Source organism: Alicycliphilus denitrificans, assembly GCF_044792555.1.
Taxonomy (GTDB): Bacteria; Pseudomonadota; Gammaproteobacteria; order Burkholderiales; family Burkholderiaceae_C; genus Alicycliphilus; species Alicycliphilus denitrificans_A.
On sequence record NZ_CP126238.1, the window covers coordinates 3141613 to 3163532 of the forward strand.

The 21920-nt window shown below is 64.8% G+C and carries 19 protein-coding genes; 10 read left to right on the plus strand and 9 right to left on the minus strand.

The features are described 5' to 3' along the window. Window positions 1-39 precede the first annotated feature (39 nt). The 4 genes from uraD (at window position 40) to P7644_RS14925 (ending at window position 7389) form a co-directional block, all read left to right on the plus strand. Window positions 40-1812: a 2-oxo-4-hydroxy-4-carboxy-5-ureidoimidazoline decarboxylase gene (uraD, locus tag P7644_RS14910; RefSeq protein WP_404300031.1), complete on the plus strand. Its 1773-nt coding sequence runs from the start codon at window positions 40-42 to the stop codon at window positions 1810-1812. A 9-nt stretch (window positions 1813-1821) separates the two neighbouring features. Continuing rightward, window positions 1822-3075 carry a M20 family metallopeptidase gene (locus tag P7644_RS14915; RefSeq protein WP_404300032.1) on the plus strand — a complete coding sequence of 418 codons (1254 nt, stop codon included), beginning with the start codon at window positions 1822-1824 and terminating at the stop codon, window positions 3073-3075. A gap of 314 nt (window positions 3076-3389) precedes the next feature. Beyond that, entirely contained in the window at window positions 3390-4877 is a 1488-nt protein-coding gene (locus tag P7644_RS14920; RefSeq protein WP_404300033.1) for a nucleobase:cation symporter-2 family protein, read from the plus strand. 202 nt (window positions 4878-5079) lie between these two features. After that, window positions 5080-7389 (plus strand): NADP-dependent malic enzyme, encoded by a 2310-nt coding sequence (locus P7644_RS14925; protein WP_404300034.1) that lies wholly within the window; start codon window positions 5080-5082, stop codon window positions 7387-7389. Between the two features lie 244 nt (window positions 7390-7633). Here P7644_RS14925 and P7644_RS14930 read toward each other — a convergent pair whose 3' ends face one another. Genes P7644_RS14930 through P7644_RS14940 form a run of 3 tightly spaced genes read right to left on the minus strand, consistent with a single transcriptional unit; the run spans window position 7634 to window position 9456 of the window. Further along, the gene (locus P7644_RS14930) at window positions 7634-8209 is read right to left on the minus strand and encodes a YceI family protein (protein ID WP_404300035.1); all 576 of its coding nucleotides are present in this window, start codon (window positions 8207-8209) and stop codon (window positions 7634-7636) included. 44 nt (window positions 8210-8253) lie between these two features. Next, window positions 8254-8835, minus strand: coding sequence for a YceI family protein (locus P7644_RS14935; RefSeq protein WP_404300036.1), 582 nt, complete (start codon window positions 8833-8835; stop codon window positions 8254-8256). A gap of 54 nt (window positions 8836-8889) precedes the next feature. Beyond that, window positions 8890-9456 carry a cytochrome b gene (locus P7644_RS14940; RefSeq protein ID WP_404300037.1) on the minus strand — a complete coding sequence of 189 codons (567 nt, stop codon included), beginning with the start codon at window positions 9454-9456 and terminating at the stop codon, window positions 8890-8892. Window positions 9457-9678: 222 nt separating this feature from the next. Between P7644_RS14940 and P7644_RS14945 the strand changes: the two genes are divergently transcribed. The 3 genes from P7644_RS14945 to P7644_RS14955 all read left to right on the plus strand — a co-directional run bounded on the left by P7644_RS14945 (window position 9679) and on the right by P7644_RS14955 (window position 12963). Next, on the plus strand, window positions 9679-10368 hold the full coding sequence (locus P7644_RS14945; RefSeq protein WP_404300038.1) for a DUF3334 family protein: 690 nt from the start codon (window positions 9679-9681) through the stop codon (window positions 10366-10368). 166 nt (window positions 10369-10534) lie between these two features. Continuing rightward, window positions 10535-11023: a peroxiredoxin gene (locus P7644_RS14950; RefSeq protein ID WP_404300039.1), complete on the plus strand. Its 489-nt coding sequence runs from the start codon at window positions 10535-10537 to the stop codon at window positions 11021-11023. 155 nt (window positions 11024-11178) lie between these two features. Next, a complete protein-coding gene (locus tag P7644_RS14955) occupies window positions 11179-12963 on the plus strand; it encodes a PhoH family protein (RefSeq protein ID WP_404300040.1) in 1785 nt (594 codons plus the stop codon). A gap of 214 nt (window positions 12964-13177) precedes the next feature. Here P7644_RS14955 and P7644_RS14960 read toward each other — a convergent pair whose 3' ends face one another. The 6 genes from P7644_RS14960 to rpsF form a co-directional block, all read right to left on the minus strand. Next, window positions 13178-14710 (minus strand): aldehyde dehydrogenase family protein, encoded by a 1533-nt coding sequence (locus tag P7644_RS14960; protein ID WP_404300041.1) that lies wholly within the window; start codon window positions 14708-14710, stop codon window positions 13178-13180. 81 nt (window positions 14711-14791) lie between these two features. After that, on the minus strand, window positions 14792-16204 hold the full coding sequence (gene dnaB / locus P7644_RS14965) for a replicative DNA helicase (RefSeq protein WP_404300042.1): 1413 nt from the start codon (window positions 16202-16204) through the stop codon (window positions 14792-14794). Between the two features lie 187 nt (window positions 16205-16391). Then, the gene (gene rplI, locus P7644_RS14970; protein WP_404300043.1) at window positions 16392-16844 is read right to left on the minus strand and encodes a 50S ribosomal protein L9; all 453 of its coding nucleotides are present in this window, start codon (window positions 16842-16844) and stop codon (window positions 16392-16394) included. Between the two features lie 14 nt (window positions 16845-16858). Further along, the gene (gene rpsR, locus P7644_RS14975) at window positions 16859-17140 is read right to left on the minus strand and encodes a 30S ribosomal protein S18 (RefSeq protein WP_011794373.1); all 282 of its coding nucleotides are present in this window, start codon (window positions 17138-17140) and stop codon (window positions 16859-16861) included. 19 nt (window positions 17141-17159) lie between these two features. Next, window positions 17160-17450: a primosomal replication protein N gene (gene priB, locus P7644_RS14980; RefSeq protein ID WP_404300044.1), complete on the minus strand. Its 291-nt coding sequence runs from the start codon at window positions 17448-17450 to the stop codon at window positions 17160-17162. A 25-nt stretch (window positions 17451-17475) separates the two neighbouring features. After that, complete coding sequence (gene rpsF / locus P7644_RS14985; protein ID WP_317703211.1) at window positions 17476-17850, minus strand: 30S ribosomal protein S6; 375 nt, start codon at window positions 17848-17850, stop codon at window positions 17476-17478. A gap of 231 nt (window positions 17851-18081) precedes the next feature. On the opposite strand from rpsF, the gene grpE reads away from it, so the two are divergent. The 3 genes from grpE to dnaJ all read left to right on the plus strand — a co-directional run bounded on the left by grpE (window position 18082) and on the right by dnaJ (window position 21871). Next, window positions 18082-18618, plus strand: coding sequence for a nucleotide exchange factor GrpE (gene grpE / locus P7644_RS14990; RefSeq protein WP_404300045.1), 537 nt, complete (start codon window positions 18082-18084; stop codon window positions 18616-18618). A 75-nt stretch (window positions 18619-18693) separates the two neighbouring features. After that, a complete protein-coding gene (gene dnaK / locus P7644_RS14995) occupies window positions 18694-20637 on the plus strand; it encodes a molecular chaperone DnaK (protein WP_404300046.1) in 1944 nt (647 codons plus the stop codon). A 100-nt stretch (window positions 20638-20737) separates the two neighbouring features. After that, window positions 20738-21871 (plus strand): molecular chaperone DnaJ, encoded by a 1134-nt coding sequence (gene dnaJ, locus P7644_RS15000; protein ID WP_404300047.1) that lies wholly within the window; start codon window positions 20738-20740, stop codon window positions 21869-21871. Window positions 21872-21920: the final 49 nt, after the last annotated feature.

The window sequence follows — 21920 nt, forward strand, 5'->3', positions numbered from 1 at the left end:
ACACAAGCGCCGGCAGCTCACTTTTTGATAGGAGACACCATGGCCCTGACCCTGGAACAACTGAATGCCGCCCCCGCCGCCGAGGCCGTGGCCCTGCTGGACGGCCTGTACGAGCACTCGCCCTGGATCGCCGAAGCGGCCCTTGCGCAGCGGCCCTTTCGCTCCCTGGCCCACCTCAAGCACGCCATGGTGCAGGTGCTGCAGCAGGCCGGGGTTGAAGCGCAATTGCAGCTCATCCGCGCCCACCCGGAGCTGGCGGGCAAGGCCATGGTCAGCAAGACGCTGACCACCGAGTCCACCAACGAGCAGAACAAGGCCGGGCTGACCGATTGCACGCCCGAGGAGTTCGCGCACATCCAGCGGCTCAACCAGGACTACAACGCGCGCTTCGGCTTTCCGTTCATCCTGGCCGTGCGCGGGCCGCGCGGCCTGGGGCTCTCCAAGCAGGAAATCATCGCCACCTTTGCGCGCCGCCTGGACAACCCGGCGGACTTCGAGCTGGCCGAGGCGCTGCGCAACATCCACCGCATCGTCGAGATACGCCTGAACGACAAGTTCGGCTACGAGCCGCTCCTCGGCAACGACGTCTGGGACTGGCACGAGAAGCTGGCCCAGCACAGCGACCCCGGCTTTGCCGAGAAGGGGCAGCTCACCGTCACCTATCTCACCGATGCGCACCGCGCCTGCGCCCAGCGCATCAGCCACTGGATGCGCGACTGCGGCTTTGACGAGATCGAGATTGATGCCGTGGGCAACGTGGTGGGGCGCTACCGCCCGGCCGCAGAAGGCGGCAGGTACCTGATGACCGGCAGCCACTACGACACGGTGCGCAACGCAGGCAAGTACGACGGGCGTCTGGGCATCTTCGTGCCCATGGCCTGCGTGCGCGAGCTGCACCGGCAACAGAAACGCCTGCCCTTCGGCATCGAGGTCATAGGCTTTGCCGAGGAGGAAGGCCAGCGCTACAAGGCCACCTTCCTGGGCTCGGGCGCGCTCATCGGCCACTTCGACAACGCCTGGCTGGAGCAAAAGGATGCCGACGGCATCACCATGCGCGCCGCCATGCAGCACGCGGGCCTGTGCGTGGACGACATTCCCAAGCTCCAGCGCGACCCTGCGCAGTACCTGGGATTCATCGAGGTGCATATCGAGCAGGGCCCGGTGCTCAATGAGCTGGACATCCCCCTGGGCGTTGTCACCTCCATCAATGGCGGCGTGCGCTATGTGTGCGAGATGCAGGGCATGGCCAGCCATGCCGGCACCACCCCCATGGACCGGCGCCGCGACGCGGCGCTGGGCGTGGCCGAACTGGCGCTGTACATGGAGCAGCGCGCCGCGCGCGATGGCGACAGCGTGGCCACCGTGGGCATGCTGCAGGTGCCGGGCGGCTCCATCAACGTCGTGCCCGGCAAATGCCTGTTCAGCATGGACATGCGCGCACCCACCAATCCCCAGCGCGATGCCATGGTGGCCGACGTGCTGGCCAAGCTGGAAGAAATCGCCCGGCGCCGCGGCCTGCGCTACCAAACCGAGCTGACCATGCAGGCCGCCGCCGCCCCCAGCGCCCCCGAGTGGCAGACACGCTGGGAGAAGGCCGTCACCGCCCTGGGCGTGCCGCTGCACCGCATGCCCAGCGGCGCCGGCCACGACGCCATGAAGCTGCACGAGGTCATGCCCCAGGCCATGCTGTTCACGCGCGGCATCAACAGCGGCATCAGCCACAACCCGCTGGAGGGCACCACCAGCGACGACATGCAATTGGCCGTCGATGCCTTCACCCACGTCTTGAACCAACTGGCCCAGGAGGCCTGAAAGAGTCCCATGAGCAACTACGAACAACTCGACGCCTGGATCGACCAGCATTTCGACGAGCAGGTGCGCTTCCTGCAGGCCCTGGTGCAGGTGCCCACCGACACCCCGCCCGGCAACAACGCGCCGCACGCCGAGCGCACGGCAGAACTCATCCGCGACTTTGGCTTCGAGGCGGAAAGGCATAGCGTTCCAGAGCAGGACGTCAAGGCCTACGGCATGCAGAGCATCACCAACCTCATCGTGCGCCGCCCCTATGGCAGCGGCGGGCGCACCGTGGCCTTGAATGCCCATGGCGACGTGGTGCCGCCGGGCGAGGGCTGGACGCACGATCCCTACGGTGCAGAAATCGTCGACGGCAAGATGTACGGCCGCGCCACCGCCGTGAGCAAGAGCGACTTCTCCACCTTCACCTTCGCCGTGCGCGCGCTGGAGGCAGTGGCCCGGCCCACCCAGGGCGCCATCGAGCTGCACTTCACCTACGACGAGGAGTTCGGCGGCATCCTGGGCCCGGGCTGGCTGCTGGAGCAAGGGCTGACAAAGCCCGACCTGATGATCGCCGCCGGCTTCAGCTACGAGGTGGTCACCGCGCACAACGGCTGCCTGCAGATGGAGGTCACCGTGCACGGCAAGATGGCGCATGCCGCCGTGCCGCACACCGGCGTGGACGCGCTGCAGGGCGCGGTCGCCATCATGAACGCGCTGTACGCCGAGAACCTGAAATACCAGCAGGTGACATCCAAGGTGCCGGGCATCAAGCACCCCTACCTCAACATCGGCCGCATCGAAGGCGGCACCAACACCAACGTCATCCCGGGCAAGGTGGTCTTGAAGCTTGACCGCCGCATGATCCCCGAGGAGAACCCGGCCGAGGTTGAGGCCGGCATCCGCGCCGTGATCGACCAGGCGGTGGCGCAGTTCAACCAGCAGCGCGGCTACGCGGGCGATGACGCCGTGCGCGTTCAAATTAAGCGCCTGCTGCTGGCCAACGCCATGACGGCCCTGCCCGGCAACGCACCGCTGGTGCAGGCTATCCAGACCCATGGCGAGGCAGTGTTCGGCCACAAGCCCCCGGCCGTGGGCACGCCGCTGTATACCGACGTGCGCCTGTACGTGGAGCGCGGCATTCCCGGCGTGATCTACGGCGCCGGCCCGCGCAGCGTGCTGGAGAGCCACGCCAAGCGCGCCGACGAGCGTGTGGACCTGGAGGACCTGCGCCGCGCCACCAAGGTCGTGGCACGCGCGCTGCACGACCTGTTGGCATAACCGCAACTCTGCTTTAAAAAACAAAAACCATAGCTGCCAGCGCTTGCTGCAGCTTGATTTCGGCGGTTTTCGCCGAAACAAGCTCCATCGAGACTGGCAGTTCCTTTTGCCCGCGCCAGCCGATCGCCCGCCACACCCAGCAGCCGCAGCGAATACCAGGCCGAAGGTATCGGTTTGTGAGGCGCACGGGTTTTCACTGAATCGCCAAGTCTTATAGCTTGTATACACTTTTTCCATACTAAAAGACGCGACTCCCGTCATTGCCGTAACGCTGCGTCCGATCATTCTTCCGCCCATTTCCTGGAGACAAGCCCATGAGCACTGCCGTTCACCCCGTCGATGAATCACTGCCGCTGGGGCGCCTCACGGCCCTGGGTCTGCAGCATGTGCTGGTGATGTATGCCGGTGCCGTTGCCGTGCCCTTGATCGTGGGGCGCGCACTGAATCTGCCGCCCGAGCAGGTGGCGCACCTGATCTCGGCCGACCTGTTCGTCTGCGGCCTGGTGACGCTGATCCAGGCCTGGGGCGCCACGCAGTGGTTCGGCATCAAGCTGCCGGTGATGATGGGCGTGACCTTTGCCGCCGTGGCGCCCATGGTGTCGATGGCGCAGAGCACGGGCGGGCAGGCCGGAGCCGGCCTGATCTTTGGCTCGGTGATCGGCGCGGGCGTGATCTCGATATTGATCGCGCCTTTGATGAGCCGCATGCTGCGCTTCTTTCCGCCGGTGGTCACCGGCACCATCATCGCGGTCATCGGCATCAGCCTGATGCGCGTGGGCATCAACTGGATCTTCGGCAACCCGGTGGGCCCCACCGCACCCAACATACCCAACCCGGAGCACCTGAAATGGCTGGCCGAGGCCCAGGCCGCCGCCGGCGCACCGGGCTCATCCCTGGCTCCCGTGCCCAAGGGCTTTGCCATCGTGCCCACGATTCCCAACCCCAAATACGCGGACCTCACCGGCGTGGGCATCTCGGGCATCGTGCTGCTGACCATTTTGATGATTGCACGCTTTGGCAAGGGCTTCTGGGCCAACATCTCGGTGCTGCTGGGCATTGCGGTGGGTGGTGTGATCACCGCCGCCATGGGCCTGATGGATTTTCACAAGGTAAGCAAGGCGCAGTGGTTTGACATCGTGCTGCCGTTCGAGATCGCCATGCCCACGTTCGATCCCATCCTGATCCTGACCATGACCCTGGTGATGATCGTGGTCATGATCGAATCGACCGGCATGTTCCTGGCGCTGGGCGAAATGACCGGCAAGGAGATCACACCCGAAGACCTCAAGCGCGGCCTGCGCACCGACGGCCTGGGCACGCTGATCGGCGGCATCTTCAACACCTTCCCCTACACCAGCTTCTCGCAGAACGTGGGCCTGGTGGCCGTCACCGGCATCAAGAGCCGCTGGGTGTGCGTGGCCGGTGGCGTGATCCTGATCGTGCTGGGCGTGCTGCCCAAGATGGCGGCGCTGATCGAGTCGCTGCCCACTGTGGTGCTGGGGGGCGCGGGCCTGGTGATGTTCGGCATGGTCGCCGCCACGGGCATACGCATCCTGTCCAAGGTGGACTTCCAGCACAACCGCAACAACGCCATGATCGTTGCCGTCTCCATCGGCGTGGGCATGATCCCGCTGGTGGCGCCCAACTTCCGCCAGTGGATGCCGCATTCCATCCACCCGCTGATCGAATCGGGCATCTTGCTGTCCTCGCTCGCCGCCGTGGCACTGAACGTGTTCTTCAATGGCGCCAAGCACGACGCCCAAGCCGCCATCGAAGCCGCCCGGCAGGCCGAGGCGCACTGAACGCCCTGCCCCATGACAGGCCCCACAGGGCAATTTCGTGCGGGGCCTGGCCCCGCGCAACGCGTGAACGCCATGCAGCGATGCCTGACAGGCAACATCGGCGCACATGCAGATTTGCCCGCAACCCTCTTCATGCCTGCCCGCTTGCAGTAAGCTTGCGCGCCCTGCAATCGCGCTCCATTCGCACCTTATTGGATTTCGTATGAACCAGCCACTGTCCGCCGCCGAAGCCGCTCTGCGCGAAGCCGCTCTGGAATACCACCGCAACCCGAGCAGGGGCAAGATTTCCGTCACCCCCACCAAGCCACTGTCCAACCAGCGCGACCTGTCGCTGGCCTACTCCCCCGGCGTGGCCTATCCCTGCCTGGACATCCAGGCCGACCCGGCCAAGGCCTTCGACTACACCTCGCGCGGCAACCTGGTGGGCGTCATCACCAACGGCACGGCCGTGCTGGGCCTGGGCGACATCGGGCCGCTGGCCGGCAAGCCGGTGATGGAGGGCAAGGGCTGCCTGTTCAAGAAATTCGCCGGCGTGGACGTGTTCGATATTGAGCTGGACGCGCGCGACCCCGACAAGATCATCGAGATCGTTGCCGCACTCGAACCCACGCTGGGCGGCATCAACCTGGAGGACATCAAGGCGCCCGAATGCTTCTACATCGAGCGCGAACTCTCCAAGCGCATGAACATCCCGGTGTTCCACGACGACCAACACGGCACGGCCATCATCTCCAGCGCCGCGCTGCTCAACGGCCTGGAACTCGTGGGCAAGGACATAGCCGCCGTGAAGGTGGCTGTCTCCGGCGCCGGGGCCGCGGCCATCGCCTGCCTGGACGTGATGGTGGGCCTGGGCGTGAAGCGCGAGAACATCTACGTGGTGGACTCCAAGGGCGTGATCCACGAGGGCCGCCCCGGCGGCATGGATGAATCCAAGGCCCGCTACGCACAAAAAACCGATGCGCGCACGCTGGCCGACGTAGTCCATGGTGCGGATGTGTTCCTGGGCTGTTCGGCCCCCGGCGTGCTCACGGCCGAGATGGTCAAGACCATGGCGGACAAGCCCATCATCCTGGCGCTGGCCAACCCCGAGCCGGAGATCCGCCCCGAACTCGCCAAGGCCGTGCGCCCGGACTGCATCATCGCCACGGGCCGCTCGGACTATCCCAACCAGGTCAACAACGTCCTGTGCTTCCCCTATATCTTCCGCGGCGCCCTGGACTGCGGCGCCACCAAGATCACCGAGGCCATGAAGCTGGCCTGCGTGCGCCAGATCGCCACCCTGGCCAAGGAGAACATCAGCGAGGAAGTCGCCAACGCCTATGCCGGCAAGGAGCTCGCCTTCGGACCCGACTACCTGATCCCGACGCCGTTCGACTCACGCCTGATCCTCAAGATCGCGCCCGCCGTGGCCCAGGCGGCGCTGGAGTCCGGCGTGGCCACGCGCCCCATCACCGACATGGATGCCTACCGGGCACACCTGACGCGCTTCGTCTACCAGACGGGCCTGCTGATGCGCCCCGTGATCAACGCCGCCAAGTCGCTGCCCGAGGCGCAAAAGCGCGTGGCCTATGCCGATGGCGAGGACGAGCGCGCACTGCGCGCAGCGCAGTTCGCGATTGACGACAACATCGCACGCCCCATCCTGATCGGCCGCCCCGCCGTGATTGCCGCGCGCATCGCCAAGGCCGGCCTGCGCATGCAGCCGGGCAAGGACGTGGAGGTCTGCGACCCCTCGGACGATCCGCGCTTTCGCCAGTACTGGGAGACCTACCACCAGCTCATGAAGCGCGACGGCGCCACCCCCGAAATGGCCAAGGCCGCCGTGCGCCGCTCCAACACCATCATCGCCTCGCTGATGGTGAAACTGGGCGACGCCGACGCCATGCTCTGCGGCCTGGTGGGCACCTATGAGACGCACCTGGAGCGCATCCACAACATCCTGGGCCATGAGCCGGGCACCAAGCAGTACGCGACGCTGAACGCGTTGATGACGCCCAACAATGGCACGCTGTTCATCACCGACACCTACGTCAACGAGGATCCCACGGCCGAGGAGCTGGCCGAAATCGCCTGGGCCGCCGTGCAGGAGGTGCAACGTTTTGGCATTCCGCCCAAGGTGGCATTCCTGTCGCACTCCAGCTTCGGCTCGTCCAAGCGCAGCTCGGCCCGCAAGATGCGCGCCGCGCGCGACCTGTTCGTGGCTCGCCATCCCGACATCGAATGCGATGGCGAACTGCACGGCGACGCCGCGCTGGAGCCCAAGATCCGCGGCAACTACCTGCAGGATTCGACGCTCACCGGCGCGGCCAACCTGCTGGTCTGCCCGAACATCGACTCGGCCAACATCCTCTACAACGTGCTCAAGACCACCACCAGCGGCGGCGTGACCGTGGGCCCCGTGCTCATGGGCACCTCGGCCACGGCCTACATCCTCACGCCCGCGGCCACCGTGCGCCGCGTGCTGAACATGACGGCCCTGGCCGTGGTCAGCAGCGCCACGCGCCGCAAGTAAGGAATGGAAAACACGGCTGCCGCACACACCCCTCCCACCATGCCAACCCCAAGCGTCTTCTGTGCATGCGCCTGTCCGGCCTGGGCAGGCCGTACTGGCCGCGCTGTTCGGGCACACCGCAGAGGCATCGTGCTCACGGCCGGTGTACTGCCGGTCATGTTTCAATAGCAAACGCCGGCCCCAAGGCCGGCGTTTGCATCGTCGCCCGCGGCACGAGGCCGCGCGGCACAGCGCAGCAGTGCGATTACTGCTTCACGGCCTCGATCTGGGCCACGATGCGCACATTCTTGGGAAAGCCATACTGCACGCCATAGTCCACGCCGAAGGCCGTACGGTCGATGGTGGTCTCGAAATCACCGCCGCACACTTCGCGCTTGAGCATGGGGTTGTCGTAGCAGGTGAATTGGTTGGCCTTCAAGGTCACGGGCTGGGTCTTGCCCTTGATGGTCAGGTTGCCGGAAACGGACTCCAGCTTGTCGCCGTTGAACGTGAACTTGTCGCCCACGAACTTCGCCGTGGGGAACTGGCCCGCATCAAAGATCTCGGCGCTTTGCAGATGCTTGTCGAACGGCGCCGTGCCGGTGTTGATCGAGCCGATGTGCAGGGTAAGCTCCACCTTGCCGGTCTTGGCGGCCTTGTCGAACTGCACCGAGCCCTCCTTCTTGTCGAAGCGGCCACGGTTGACGCTGGCGCCGAAGTGGCTGATCTCGAACGTGGCGAAGGTGTGCGTGGGGTCCACGGCATAGGTGGCAGGCTGGGCGTGCACGGCACCGGCGGTCAGGGCAGCTGCTGCGGCAATGGCCAGAAAGGTCGAACGCATGGGTTTGGTACTCCGTAGGGGTGATGAAAAAGTGGGATATGCCATCAAAGCTTGGGCACGCCAGCCAGGGCCAGCTTGAACTTGACCTGCACCTCGTCGGCCACCATGGACGTGTCCGCCCATTCGTTCTCGCCGATCTTGAAGGCCAGGCGCTTGATGACGAAGCTGCCGGCGGCCGTGGTGGTGGCGCCGCTTTGCGTGAGCGTGACGGGCACCACCACATCCTGCGACGCGCCCTTGATGCTGAGCTTGCCCGCCACCTCGTACTTGCCCGCGCCCACGGCCTTGATGGCGCTGGATGCAAAACTGGCCTGAGGGAACTTGGGCACGTTGAACCACACGGCCTTGGGCAACTCGGCATCGGTTTCGCGCACGCCCAACGTGGCGCTGCCCGTGTCCACCGTGAATGCCACCTTGCTCGTAGCCAGTTTGGCGGGATCGAACGCAACCTGCGCGTCAAATTTCTTGAACTTGCCCTCCACCGGCACGCCCATCTGCCTGCTGACAAAGGCGATCTCGCTGCCTTCGGCAATCAGTTTCTGCTGTGCCAGGGCGGGGCCGGCGGCCAGGCAAGCGGTACCAGCGAGTGCCAGCGCAATACGCCTGGAAAAAGTGAATCCGGTCATGGCGAGATGCTCCATTCGTTGAGCTTGAAGGAAACCAAAAAAACTGCGCGCCCATCAGGCGCGGCCTGGCAGCATGCGCGCCATCAGGCCATCACGGTCAATCAGCTGATGCTTGAGGGCGGCAGCCACATGCAACACGATCAGCGCCGTGAGTACATAGGCCGTCAGCCCATGCCATGGCTTGAGGGCGTCTGCCAGTGCGGGGCTGACGGGCACGAAATCCGGCAACGGCAGCAGCCCCAGGAAAACGATGGGGAAACCTGCGGCCGAACTGTAGGCCCAGCCCAGCAGGGGCACGGTGAAAAACAGGGCATACATCAGGTGGTGCGTGCCATGATGGATACGCTGCTGCCAGCGTGGCATGGCCACCTGCAAATCCGCGGGCAAGGCCGGCGGTTTCTTGACGAGACGCCACACCAGGCGCAGCACCGACAACGCCAGCACCGCCATCCCGGCCCACTTGTGCCAGTTGTAGAGCTTCAGGCGCTGAGGCGAAAACGGCAACCCCGTCATGTACCAGCCCATGCCCAGCATGGCCAGAATGGCCAGCCCCAGCACCCAGTGCAGGGCGATGGCGGTTGCACCATAACGGGTAGGGCGTTGCGTGAGGACAGGGTTCATGGGATATGTACAAAAAAACTGAATGTGGGCTTTGTGACTCAAAGCCACTGCATTCCAGGCGTAGCGAAACAACAATGCGTGCAGTTTAGAACCTGGGCCAGGCGTCAGGTTTCAACCAAATTGTTGTTTTCATTCGAATTTTTTGCCGTCGCATTGGCTATTCCATAGCGGATGCAGGTCATGTCATGATTGGCCTTGCGCAATTACGCTTGGATACAACCCATGAACCCGCCAGCCCCCTCCGTCGTCCACGGCACCGAAGACCTGCTGGTCTCCCTGTGCAACTCCGTCACCCGCGTGTTGTCCGTTGCCACGCAAGGGCCGGTGCACTATTCCGCCATGGTGCAGCGCATCACCAAGACCTGCCTGAAGCCCGACATCGGCTGCTTCGTCCTGTTTGACGGCGGCTTTTCGGGGCTGGTCATCATCAATTTCTCGGCCGCCGCGGCCATGGAAATCTACGAGCGCTACATGCTGAGCATGGGCATGTCGCGCAATGACCTGGCCAGCTCCTTTACCTCTGACGAGGTGAGCAACGTCATGGGCGAACTCATGAACCAGGTGGTGGGGGACTTCACGGGCAAGGTACGGCGCGAACTGCAGACCCACATCACGCAAAACCAGCCCAAGATGCTGGTGATCAACCAGCAGGTGATGCTGAGTGTGGACGCCAACCTGGATCAGCCCGAGGCGCGTCGCGTGTCCTTCTACACCAGCAACAACAACATCTTCTACCTGGAGCTGGCAATCGATCGCACACAGTTCATCAAACTCTACGACTTCGAGCCCCAGGATGCGCCCGATCCCGACGCCCTGATGGCGCAGGCCACGACAGCCGCACCTGCCGCGGCAGCAGCGGTCTCGGCCACCGATGAAGACACAGAGGCCCTGCTCAAGTCCCTGGGCATGTAGCGGGCGCCAGCTTGCACCTTGGGGCGGCACGCCCCAAAGTAACCCTAGCAGGTACTCGAAGGGGTTTGCGGGTAAAATAGCCGGTTGCGGTCGGGGGCACCATGCCTAGAGTCCACCACCCCACTCCCCCGGCTTTTCGTCGTAATTCCTGAGAGATAGAAGTGCCATGGCGATCGTTGTCAACAAGCCCCTTCCCGAATTTGAAGCCAATGCGACCGGCGGAATCAAGGTTTCCAACGTATCGCACCAGGGCCAGATCCTGATCCTGTACTTCTACCCCAAGGACAATACCCCCGGCTGCACCACCGAGGCCATGCAGTTCCGCGACAAATTCAAGGATTTCGAAAAGGCCGGCGCCGTGGTCTTCGGCGTGTCGCGCGACAACATGAAGTCCCATGACGACTTCAAGGAAAAACTGGAACTGCCCTTCGAGCTCATCGCCGACACGGAAGAGAAAATGTGCCACATGTTCGGCGTTGTCAAGAACAAGATCATGTATGGCAAGAAGGTCAAGGGCATCGAGCGCAGCACCTTCCTCATCAACCCCGAAGGCATTCTGGTACAGGAATGGCGCGGCCTGAAAGTGCCAGGCCATGTGGATGACGTACTCAAGGCCGTCAAGTCGATCAAAACTCCCGTGAAGAAGGCCGCGTAAACCCGATCAGGTCCAGCCAAGGACCGTCACATGGGGCATGCATAATGGGTTCATGCGGCTGAAAAACGCAACCCACCCCGCTCCATACAAAGCCGCCTCGGTCTCCAGGCGGCTTTGTGCTTTTTGAATGTCTCTCCAGCAAGGCTTTCTGCACCATGCCCCTGCCTCCAGCCCCGACCAAGCGCGCCGCCCTGCTCTCTCCCGAGGCCTATCGCCTAACACCCCACCAGGACGAAGCGCAAGCAACCGCCGACACCGAGACGCCGCCTGCGTCCGGCGCCGCACGCAAGCGCAGCAAAGCCAAGGCCAAGGCCAAGGCCACGGCCACGGCCACGGCCACGGCCAAGGCCACCAGCGTGGCGAGCACTGCGCTCGTCGGCACCATCGCAGCAACGCCCGCTGCCGCAACGCCCATCCCCGTCCCGCAGGCACGCAGCCGGCCAGCGCAGCACAAGCCCGCCAATGACGGTGGCGCCGTCGAGCCAAGCAACGTCACGCCCCTGCGCGCGCCTGCCGCAAGCGCCACGCGCAAGCGCCGCAGCACGGGCCCGAAGAAGATGTTCGTGCTCGACACGAATGTGCTGCTGCACGACCCGACGAGCCTGTTCCGCTTCGAGGAGCACGACATCTTCCTGCCGATGATCGTGCTCGAGGAGCTCGACGCCCATAAGAAAGGCATGACCGAGGTGGCGCGCAACGGCCGCCAGGCCAGCCGCACGCTGGACACGCTGGCTGCGGCCCATGGCGCGGTCGACATGGCCCACGGTCTGCGGCTGGACGCCACGGGCCAGCGTGCGGCTACGGGCAGCCTGTTTTTCCAGACGGCGCCGCTGTCCTACCAGCTGCCCTCCAGCCTGCCTCAGGGCAAGGCGGACAACCAGATCCTGGGCGTGGTGGAGGCCCTGCGCAAGCTGCATGCGCCGCGCGAGGTGGTGTTGGTGTCCAAGGACATCAATATGCGCGTCAAGGCCCGCGCCCTGGGGCTGGCGGCAGAGGACTACCAGAACGACAAGACGCTGGAGGACGGCGATCTGCTGTACTCCGGCAGCCTGGCCCTGTCCGCCGACTTCTGGAGCAAAGCCGGCAAGAATGTCGAGAGCTGGCAGAGCGGCGTCCACATGTACTACCGCATTGGCGGGCCGGTGGTGTCCCAGCTGATGATCAACCAGTTCGTGTACTTCGAGGCGCCGGGCGAACCCAGCCTGTATGCGCGCGTGACCGAGATCCGCGACAAGGCGGTGGTGCTGGAGACCCTGAAGGACTACGGCTCCTCTAAGAACGCCGTCTGGGGCGTGAACACGCGCAACCGCGAGCAGAACTTCGCCATGAATCTGCTGATGGACCCCGACGTGGACTTCGTCACGCTGACCGGCACGGCCGGCACGGGCAAGACGCTGATGGCGCTGGCCGCGGGCCTGACCCAGGTGCTGGACGAGCGCCGCTACACCGAGATCATCATGACCCGCGCCACCGTGAGCGTGGGCGAAGATATCGGCTTCCTGCCCGGCACCGAGGAGGAGAAGATGGGCCCGTGGATGGGCGCGCTCGACGACAACCTGGAGTTCCTCGCCAAGGGCGATGGTGGCAACGCCGGTGAGTGGGGCCGCGCCGCCACCAACGAGCTGATCAGGAGCCGCATCAAGATAAAGAGCATGAACTTCATGCGCGGCCGCACCTTCCTGAACAAGTACGTCATCATCGACGAGGCGCAGAACCTGACGCCCAAGCAGATGAAGACCCTGATCACGCGCGCCGGCCCCGGCACCAAGATCATCTGCATGGGCAACCTGGCACAGATCGACACCCCCTACCTGACCGAAGGCAGCTCGGGCCTGACCTACGCCGTGGACCGATTCAAGGGCTGGCCCCACAGCGGCCACATCCTGCTAGCACGCGGCGAGCGCTCGCGCCTGGCGGACTTCGCCAGCGAGGTGCTGTGAAGCTGACGGACATGGCAGTTTCGCCATCCCCGCAAAATGAAACCCGTCACCCCGGCGGAGGCCGGGGTCCAGGGGCGCGTCCTCTGGATTCCGGCTTGCGCCGGAATGACATGGTGCGATCGTCCATTGTTTTACGCTAAAACGATAGCTGCTTTCGCAGCATCCAAGGGTGATAAGGCGGGTTTTATGCAAAACTCGCCTTTTTTGTACGCCCTCAAACGTCGAAGCGCACGCCCTGCGCCAGCGGCAGCGCGCCGCTGTAATTGATGGTGTTGGTGGCGCGGCGCATATAGCCCTTCCAGGCGTCCGAGCCCGATTCGCGCCCGCCACCGGTTTCCTTCTCGCCGCCAAAGGCCCCGCCGATCTCGGCGCCCGAGGTGCCGATGTTCACGTTGGCGATGCCGCAGTCGCTGCCGGCGGCCGACATGAAGCGCTCGGCGTCGGCCAGGCTCTGCGTGAAGATGGCCGAGGACAGGCCCTGCGGCACGGCGTTCTGCAGCGCGATGGCCGCGCCGGTGTCGCCGCCATAGCGCAGCACGTAGAGGATGGGGGCAAAGGTCTCCCGCTGCACCACCGCCGACTGCCCGGGCATCTGCACCAGCGCCGGGCGCACGTACCAGGCGTCCTGGCCCAGGTCCGCGCGCACGCGCTCGCCACCCAGCACCTGGCCGCCCTCGGCGCGGGCCTGCTCCAGCGCGCGCTGCATGGCGTCGAAGGCCGCGCGGTCGATCAGCGGGCCGACCAGCGTGCCCTGCTGCAGCGGATCGCCGATGGCGATGCTCTGGTAGATCTGCGCGAGCCGCGCCAGCAGCGCGTCGGCCACCGAAGCATGCACGATCAGGCGCCGCAGCGTGGTGCAGCGCTGGCCCGCCGTGCCCACGGCGGCGAAGGTGATGGCGCGCGCGGCCAGCTCCAGGTCAGCCGTGGGGGTGACAATCATGGCGTTGTTGCCGCCCAGTTCCAGGATGGCGCGGCCAAAGCGCTCGGCCACCTTCACGGCCACCTGCCGGCCCATGCGTGTCGAGCCCGTGGCGCTGAGCACGGGCACGAGCGGGCTGGCCGCCAGCGCCTCGCCCAGCTCGCGCCCACCGATCAGGAGCTGGCTCAGGCCCTCGGGCACGGTGCCCGGTTGGTCTGCATTGAAGGCCTCCATGGCCTGGCGCAGCAGCTGCTGGCAGGCGATGGCGGTGAGCGGCGTCTTCTCCGACGGCTTCCAGACGATGGCATTGCCGCACACCAGCGCCAGGGCCGCGTTCCACGACCACACCGCCACCGGGAAATTGAAGGCCGAGATGATGCCCACCACGCCCATGGGGTGCCAGGTTTCCATCATGCGGTGGCCGGGCCGCTCGCTGGCTATCGTCAGGCCATGGAGCTGGCGCGACAGGCCGAGGGCGAAGTCGCAGATGTCGATCATCTCCTGCACCTCGCCCTGCCCCTCGGCGGCGATTTTTCCCGCCTCCAGCGACACCAGCTCGCCCAGGGCCGCCTTGTGCCGGCGCAGCAGTTCGCCGAAGCGGCGCACCAGCTCACCACGCACCGGGGCCGGCACCCCGCGCCAGCCCAGCCAGGCCTGGTGCGCCTGTGCTAGCGCCGCCTGCGCCTGTTCGGCGCTATGCGACTTCACGCCGGCCAGCACCACACCGTCGCGCGGCGCGCGGATGCTCCAGTCCTGGCCCTCAAAAGCCCCAAGGTCCAGGCCCAGATCCTGCAAGACCTGCTGCAAACGCGTACGGGAATCCGACATTGCCTGCCTCCTAGGATTAAAAAGGCCTTTGACGCTTATGTATCAAGCGCCTGTAGCTATTAATTTAATAACACACCAGCATCAATAGTCATCACCCGAGCCCATGGCCAGGTTCTCGAAGCGCGTCTGGTTCTTCTGGAAGAACAGCTTCACCGTGCCCGTGGGGCCGTTACGCTGCTTGCCGATGATGACCTCGGCGATGTTGGGCTCCTTGGAGTCCTTGTTGTAGTAGTCGTCGCGGTAGATGAACATGATGATGTCCGCGTCCTGCTCGATGGCGCCGGATTCGCGCAGGTCGCTCATCATGGGGCGCTTGTCGGTGCGCTGCTCCACCGAGCGGTTGAGCTGCGAGAGCGCGATCACCGGGCATTGCAGCTCTTTCGCCAGCATCTTCAGGCCGCGCGAGATTTCGCCCAGCTCGGTGGCGCGGTTGTCGGAGCTGCTCGATCCCGAGCCGCTCATCAGCTGCAGGTAGTCGACCACGATCAGGCCCAGCTTGCCGCACTGGCGCGCCAGGCGCCGCGCGTTGGCGCGCAGCTCCGACGGCGTCAGGCCGGGCGTCTCGTCGATGTGCAGGCTCACCGTGCGCAGCCGCTCGATGGCCTCGGTCAGGCGCGGCCATTCCTCGTCGCTGAGCTTGCCGGTACGCAGGTTGCCCTGATTCACGCGGCCGATCGAGCCCACGATACGCACGGCCAGCTGGGCCGCGCCCATTTCCATGGAGAAGATGGCCACGGGCAGGCCCTCGTTGAGCGCCACATGCTCGGCAATGTTCACCGCGAACGAGGTCTTGCCCATGGACGGGCGCGCCGCCAGCACCACCAGGTCGCCCGCCTGCAGGCCGCTCGTCATGCGGTCCAGGTCGGCGAAACCCGAGGGCACGCCGGTCACATCCATGGGGTTGTCGGCCATCTCCTGCACGCGGTCGAGCAGGTCGATCACCAGGGTGTCGAGCGACTGAAAGCCCTGCTTCATGCGCGAGCCCTCTTCGCCGATGGCGAAGATCTTCTGCTCGGCCTCGTCCAGGATGCGCTCGACCGGCTTGCCCTGGGGGTTGAAGGCGTTGGTGGCGATCTCGTCGCTGGCGGTGACCAGCTTCCTCAGGATGGCGCGCTCGCGCACGATCTCGGCGTAGCGCCGGATGTTGCTGGCGCTGGGCACGTACTGCGCCAGGCTGTTCAGGTAGGCCAGGCCGCCCGTTTCCTCGGCCTTGCCCAGACCCTGCAGCTGCTCGTAGACCGTGATCACGTCGGCCGGCTTGCTGGCGTTGATCAGCGCGCCGATGGCGGCGTAGATCTGCTGGTGCTCGTGGCGGTAGAAGTCGCCATCCACCAGCAGGTCGCCCACCCGGTCCCAGGCCATGTTGTCCAGCAGCAGGCCGCCGAGCACGCTGGATTCGGCCTCTATCGAATGCGGCGGCACGCGCAGCTGGGCCACCTCGCGATCGGGCGTGGGAACATAGCCGTCAATGGGCAGGGGCAAAACGGCAGACATGGGGAGAATGGCTTTCGAGGAAGGGCAAGCGTGGAATGCTAACGGCCGAGGCGATGGCCGTCACTGCACAACCCTGTGGATAAGGTGTGCGCAAACGGTGGCCTCCCCGTGCACAACGCAGGGGGAGAAAAAACAAAAGCCGCCCCAGGGGCGGCTCTCGTCAAACAAGCGCCGGGGCGCTTGGGCGTCAGGCGGTTTCGCCGTAGACCGAGACGGTGACGTCGACGACCACGTCGGTGTGCAGGGCCACCGAGATGGTGTTGTCGCCGACCACCTTGATGTGGCCGTTAGGCATGCGCACCTGGGACTTCACCAGGTTGTAGCCCAGCTTGTTCAGCTCTTCGGCGATGTCCTGGTTGGTCACGGAGCCGAACAGGCGGCCGTCCACACCGGCCTTCTGCGTCAGCTTGACGGCGGAGCCGGCCAGCTTCTCGCCCTGGGCCTGGGCGGCTGCCAGCTTCTCGGCGGCGGCCTTTTCCAGTTCGGCGCGGCGGGCCTCGAACTCGGCCTTGGCGGCCTCGGTAGCACGGCGGGCGCGGCCGGTGGGGATCAGAAAGTTGCGGGCGTAACCGTCCTTGACCTTGACGATTTCGCCGAGGCTGCCGAGGTTGACGACCTTATCGAGCAGGATGACTTGCATGGGAATCGTGCTCCTTAGATCTTGTGCTGGTCGCTGTAGGGCACCAGAGCCAGGAAGCGGGCGCGCTTGATGGCGGTGTTGAGCTGGCGCTGATAGATGGCGCGCGTGCCGGTCAGGCGCGCGGGGATGATCTTGCCGTTCTCGGCGATGAAGTCACGCAGCGTGTCCACATCCTTGTAGTCGATCTCTTCGACGCCGGCGACGGTGAAGCGGCAGAAGCGCTTGCGCTTGAACAGCAGCGACTGGGTGTTGCGCTTGGGGCGCTTGTCCTTGTTGAATTTCTTGAACGTGGCCATATGTAAAGCCTCTTGAAAATTAATCTTGTTGAATATCCTGGATGTGAAACACCAAACCCTTGCCGCCCCGCCCCGTGGCCAGAAAGCCCTGGAATGCCCAGAGGCTTCCGAGTGCCTGCCGTGCCAGCCGCTCGGCCAATGTGCCGAAGGCGACCGCCTTGACGCTGGCCTTGACCTGGCGCGCAGCGCCTGCCTCTTGCTGCTGCGACTCGTGCTCGAGCCGCAGGTCCAGCGCCGGCAGGCCGGCGGGCGTGTAGCGCAGGGGCTGTGTCTCGGCGATACAGGCCGTCAGGGTCCAATGGTTGTTCACACCTCCCGGCTAATCGGCTGGGCGATCAGCGCTCGGTGGCAGCAAACTCGGCCTGGCTGGCCTTGCGGGCTTCTTCGCGCTCGACGGTCTTCATCATCGAAGAGGGGCCGGTGTCGGCCTTCTTCTTCTGCACCGTCAGGTGGCGCAGCACGGCGTCGTTGAACTTGAAGGCGTGCTCCAGCTCGGCCATCACGGCCTGGTCGGCTTCAATGTTCAGGCACAGGTAGTGGGCCTTGGCGAGCTTGTTGATCAGGTAGGCCAGCTGGCGGCGGCCCCAATCTTCCACGCGGTGCACCTGGCCACCGCCGGCGGTGATCATGCCCTTGTAGCGCTCCAGCATGGCCGGAACCTGCTCGCTTTGATCCGGGTGGATCAACAAAATGATTTCGTAGTGACGCATGCAAACTCCTTTTGGATGACACCACCCGCCGCGTCGTGTAGCAGTGTGGCAAGGCAAAGCCGGGCATTATAACCATTAGCGCCAAGCCTGTACACTGCGGGTCGGCGCGCGAACGGCACTGAGCAGGAGTCAAGGCAACAAATGGCGGCAAATACCGCTTTTTTGCTTGAAGTCCACCGACCCGCCCTTATCTGGCGCGCATCCAGCATTGCAAACTCAACCGTAGCCGACATGTCTGACATCCAGAATTCCGCCCCCGCCCCCGAAGAGATCGAAGCCGCATTGGCGGCCAATGCAGCCGACGAACTGGCCCGCCTCGAGGTCGAGCTCGCCGAGCTCAAGACCAAGAGCGCCGAGCTGGCCGACCAGTTCCTGCGCGCCAAGGCCGAGGCCGAAAACGCCCGCCGCCGCGCCGAGGAGGAGGTCTCAAAGGCACGCAAATTCGGCATCGAGAGCTTTGCCGAAAGCCTGCTGCCCGTGTGCGACAGCCTGGATGCGGCCCTGTCCATAGAAAGCGCAACCGCCGAGCAGCTACGCGAGGGCTCTGATGCCACGCTACGCCAGCTGGTGACGGCGCTGGAGCGCAACAAGGTGGTGGTGATCAATCCCGCTGCCGGCGCCAAGTTTGACCCTCACCAGCACCAGGCCATCAGCATGGTGCCAGCCGAGCAGGAGCCCAACACGGTGGTCAGCGTGCTGCAAAAGGGCTACCTGATCGCAGACCGCGTGCTGCGCCCGGCCCTGGTCACGGTGGCGGCACCAAAATAAGCGCCACCCCCTTGAAACGGCGCAAGTCATTCACAGTTAAGACGCATCCAAACATTCCAGCATTCGGAGAAAAACATGGGAAAAATCATCGGCATCGACCTGGGCACGACCAATAGCTGCGTGTCCATCATGGAAGGCAACACCACGCGTGTGATTGAGAACAGCGAAGGTGCACGCACCACGCCCTCCATCATTGCCTACCAGGAAGACGGCGAGATCCTCGTCGGCGCCTCCGCCAAGCGCCAGGCCGTGACCAACCCCAAGAACACCATCTACGCCGCCAAGCGCCTGATCGGCCGCAAGTTCGAAGAGAAGGAAGTGCAGAAGGACATCGACCTGATGCCCTTCACTATCACCCGCGCCGACAACGGCGACGCCTGGGTGGAAGTGCGCGGCCAGAAGCTGGCGCCACCGCAGATCAGCGCCGAAGTGCTGCGCAAGATGAAGAAGACCGCCGAGGACTACCTGGGCGAGCCCGTGACCGAGGCCGTGATCACCGTGCCGGCCTACTTCAACGACAGCCAGCGCCAGGCCACCAAGGACGCCGGCCGCATCGCGGGCCTCGATGTCAAGCGCATCATCAACGAACCCACCGCAGCGGCCCTGGCCTTTGGCCTGGACAAGCAGGAAAAGGGCGACCGCAAGATCGCCGTGTATGACCTGGGTGGCGGCACCTTCGACGTGTCCATCATCGAGATCGCCGACGTCGATGGCGAGAAGCAGTTCGAGGTGCTGGCCACCAACGGCGACACCTTCCTGGGCGGCGAGGACTTCGACCAGCGCATCATCGACTACATCATTGGCGAGTTCAAAAAGGAACAGGGCGTGGACCTGTCCAAGGACGTGCTGGCCCTGCAGCGCCTGAAGGAAGCCGCCGAGAAGGCCAAGATCGAGCTGTCCAACAGCGCGCAGACCGACATCAACCTGCCCTACATCACGGCCGACGCCACCGGCCCCAAGCACCTGAACATCAAGCTGTCCCGCGCCAAGCTGGAAAGCCTGGTGGACGACCTGATCGAGCGCACGATTGCCCCCTGCCGCACGGCCATCAAGGACGCCGGCATCAGCGTGTCCGATATCCACGACGTGATCCTGGTCGGCGGCATGTCGCGCATGCCCAAGGTGCAGGACAAGGTCAAGGAATTCTTCGGCAAGGAGCCGCGCAAGGACGTGAACCCCGACGAGGCCGTGGCCGTGGGCGCAGCCATCCAGGGCCAGGTGCTGTCGGGCGACCGCAAGGACGTTCTGCTGCTGGACGTCACCCCGCTGTCGCTGGGCATCGAGACCCTGGGCGGCGTGATGACCAAAATGATCACCAAGAACACCACGATCCCGACGAAGTTCGCCCAGACCTTCTCTACGGCCGAGGACAACCAGCCCGCCGTGACCATCAAGGTGTTCCAGGGCGAGCGCGAGATCGCCAACGTCAACAAGCTGCTGGGCGAGTTCAACCTGGAGGGCATCCCTCCGGCCTCGCGCGGCGTGCCGCAGATCGAGGTGAGCTTTGACATCGACGCCAACGGCATCCTGCACGTGGGCGCCAAGGACAAGGGCACGGGCAAGGAAAACAAGATCACCATCAAGGCCAACTCGGGCCTGTCGGAAGACGAAATCCAAAAGATGGTGAAGGACGCCGAGCTCAACGCCGCCGAGGACCACAAGAAGCTGGAACTGGTGCAGGCGCGCAACCAGGGCGAGGCCGCCGTGCACAGCGTGCACAAGAGCCTGACCGAGCATGGCGACAAGCTCGACGCCGGCGAGAAGGAGAAGATCGAGGCCGCGGTGAAGGACCTGGAAACCGCACTCAAGGGCGAGGACAAGGCAGCCATCGAGGAAAAGACCACGGCCCTGATGAACGCCAGCCAGAAGCTCGGCGAGAAGATGTACGCCGACGCACAAGCCTCCCAAGGCGCGGGCGCTGACGGCGCGGGTGCACAAGCCGCAGCCGGCGGCGCCGGCACCGCCGCACAGGACGACAACGTGGTGGACGCCGAGGTCAAGGAAGTCAAGAAGGGCTGACGACGCAGCGTCTGCGCTGACGCGCTGACGCCATCGCCGCGCCGCGTCCCATCGCCGGGGACGGCGCGGCGCAATCACTTCCACGGCCCCACAGACCACCATGTCCAAGAGAGATTTTTACGAGATCCTTGGCGTTCCCAAGAACGCCTCGGAGGACGAGCTCAAGAAAGCCTATCGCAAGCTCGCGATGAAGTATCACCCTGACCGCAATCAGGGTGACGCTGCCAAGCCCGCCGAGGAGAAATTCAAGGAGGTCAAGGAGGCCTACGAGATCCTGTCCGACGCGCAAAAGCGTGCCGCCTACGACCAGTACGGCCACGCGGGCGTGGACCCCAACATGCGTGGCGGCATGGGTGGCACCGAGGGCTTTGGCGGTTTTGCCGAAGCCTTTGGCGACATCTTTGGCGACATGTTCGGCGGTCAGCGCGGCGGACGTGGCGGCCGCCAGGTCTATCGCGGCAACGATTTGTCCTATGCCATGGACATCTCGCTAGAGGAAGCAGCCCATGGCAAGGAGGCGCAGATCCGCATCCCGAGCTGGGAGGCCTGCGACACCTGCCATGGCAGTGGCGCCAAGCCCGGCACCAGCGCCAAGACCTGCGGCACCTGCAACGGCGCCGGCGCGGTGCAGATGCGCCAGGGTTTCTTCAGCGTGCAGCAGACCTGCCCGCATTGCCGCGGCACGGGCAAGATCATTCCCGAGCCCTGCACCAGTTGCCACGGCCAGGGCAAGGTCAAACGCCAGAAGACGCTGGAGGTGAAGATCCCCGCCGGCATCGACGACGGCATGCGCATCCGCTCCACCGGCAACGGCGAGCCGGGCACCAACGGCGGCCCGCCGGGCGACCTGTACATCGAGATCCGCATCAGGAAGCATGACATCTTCGAGCGCGACGGCGACGACCTGCACTGCCAGGTGCCGGTGAGCTTCATCACCGCGGCGCTGGGCGGCGAGATCGAGGTGCCTACGCTCGCCGGCAAGGCCGCCATCGACATCCCCGAGGGCACGCAGGCCGGCAAGCAGTTCCGCCTGCGCGGCAAGGGTATCAAGGGCGTGCGCGCCAGCTACCCCGGCGACCTGTACTGCCACATCGTGGTCGAGACCCCGGTCAAGCTGACCGAGCACCAGCGCAAGCTGCTCAAGGAGCTCGACGAGTCGCTGAAGAAGGGCGGGGGCAAGCATTCGCCCTCCACCGAGAGCTGGACCGACCGGCTCAAGAGCTTCTTCAGCTGAGCCTGAAGCCCCAAAACGGCACGCCATGCGTGCCGTTTTTTTTATGTGC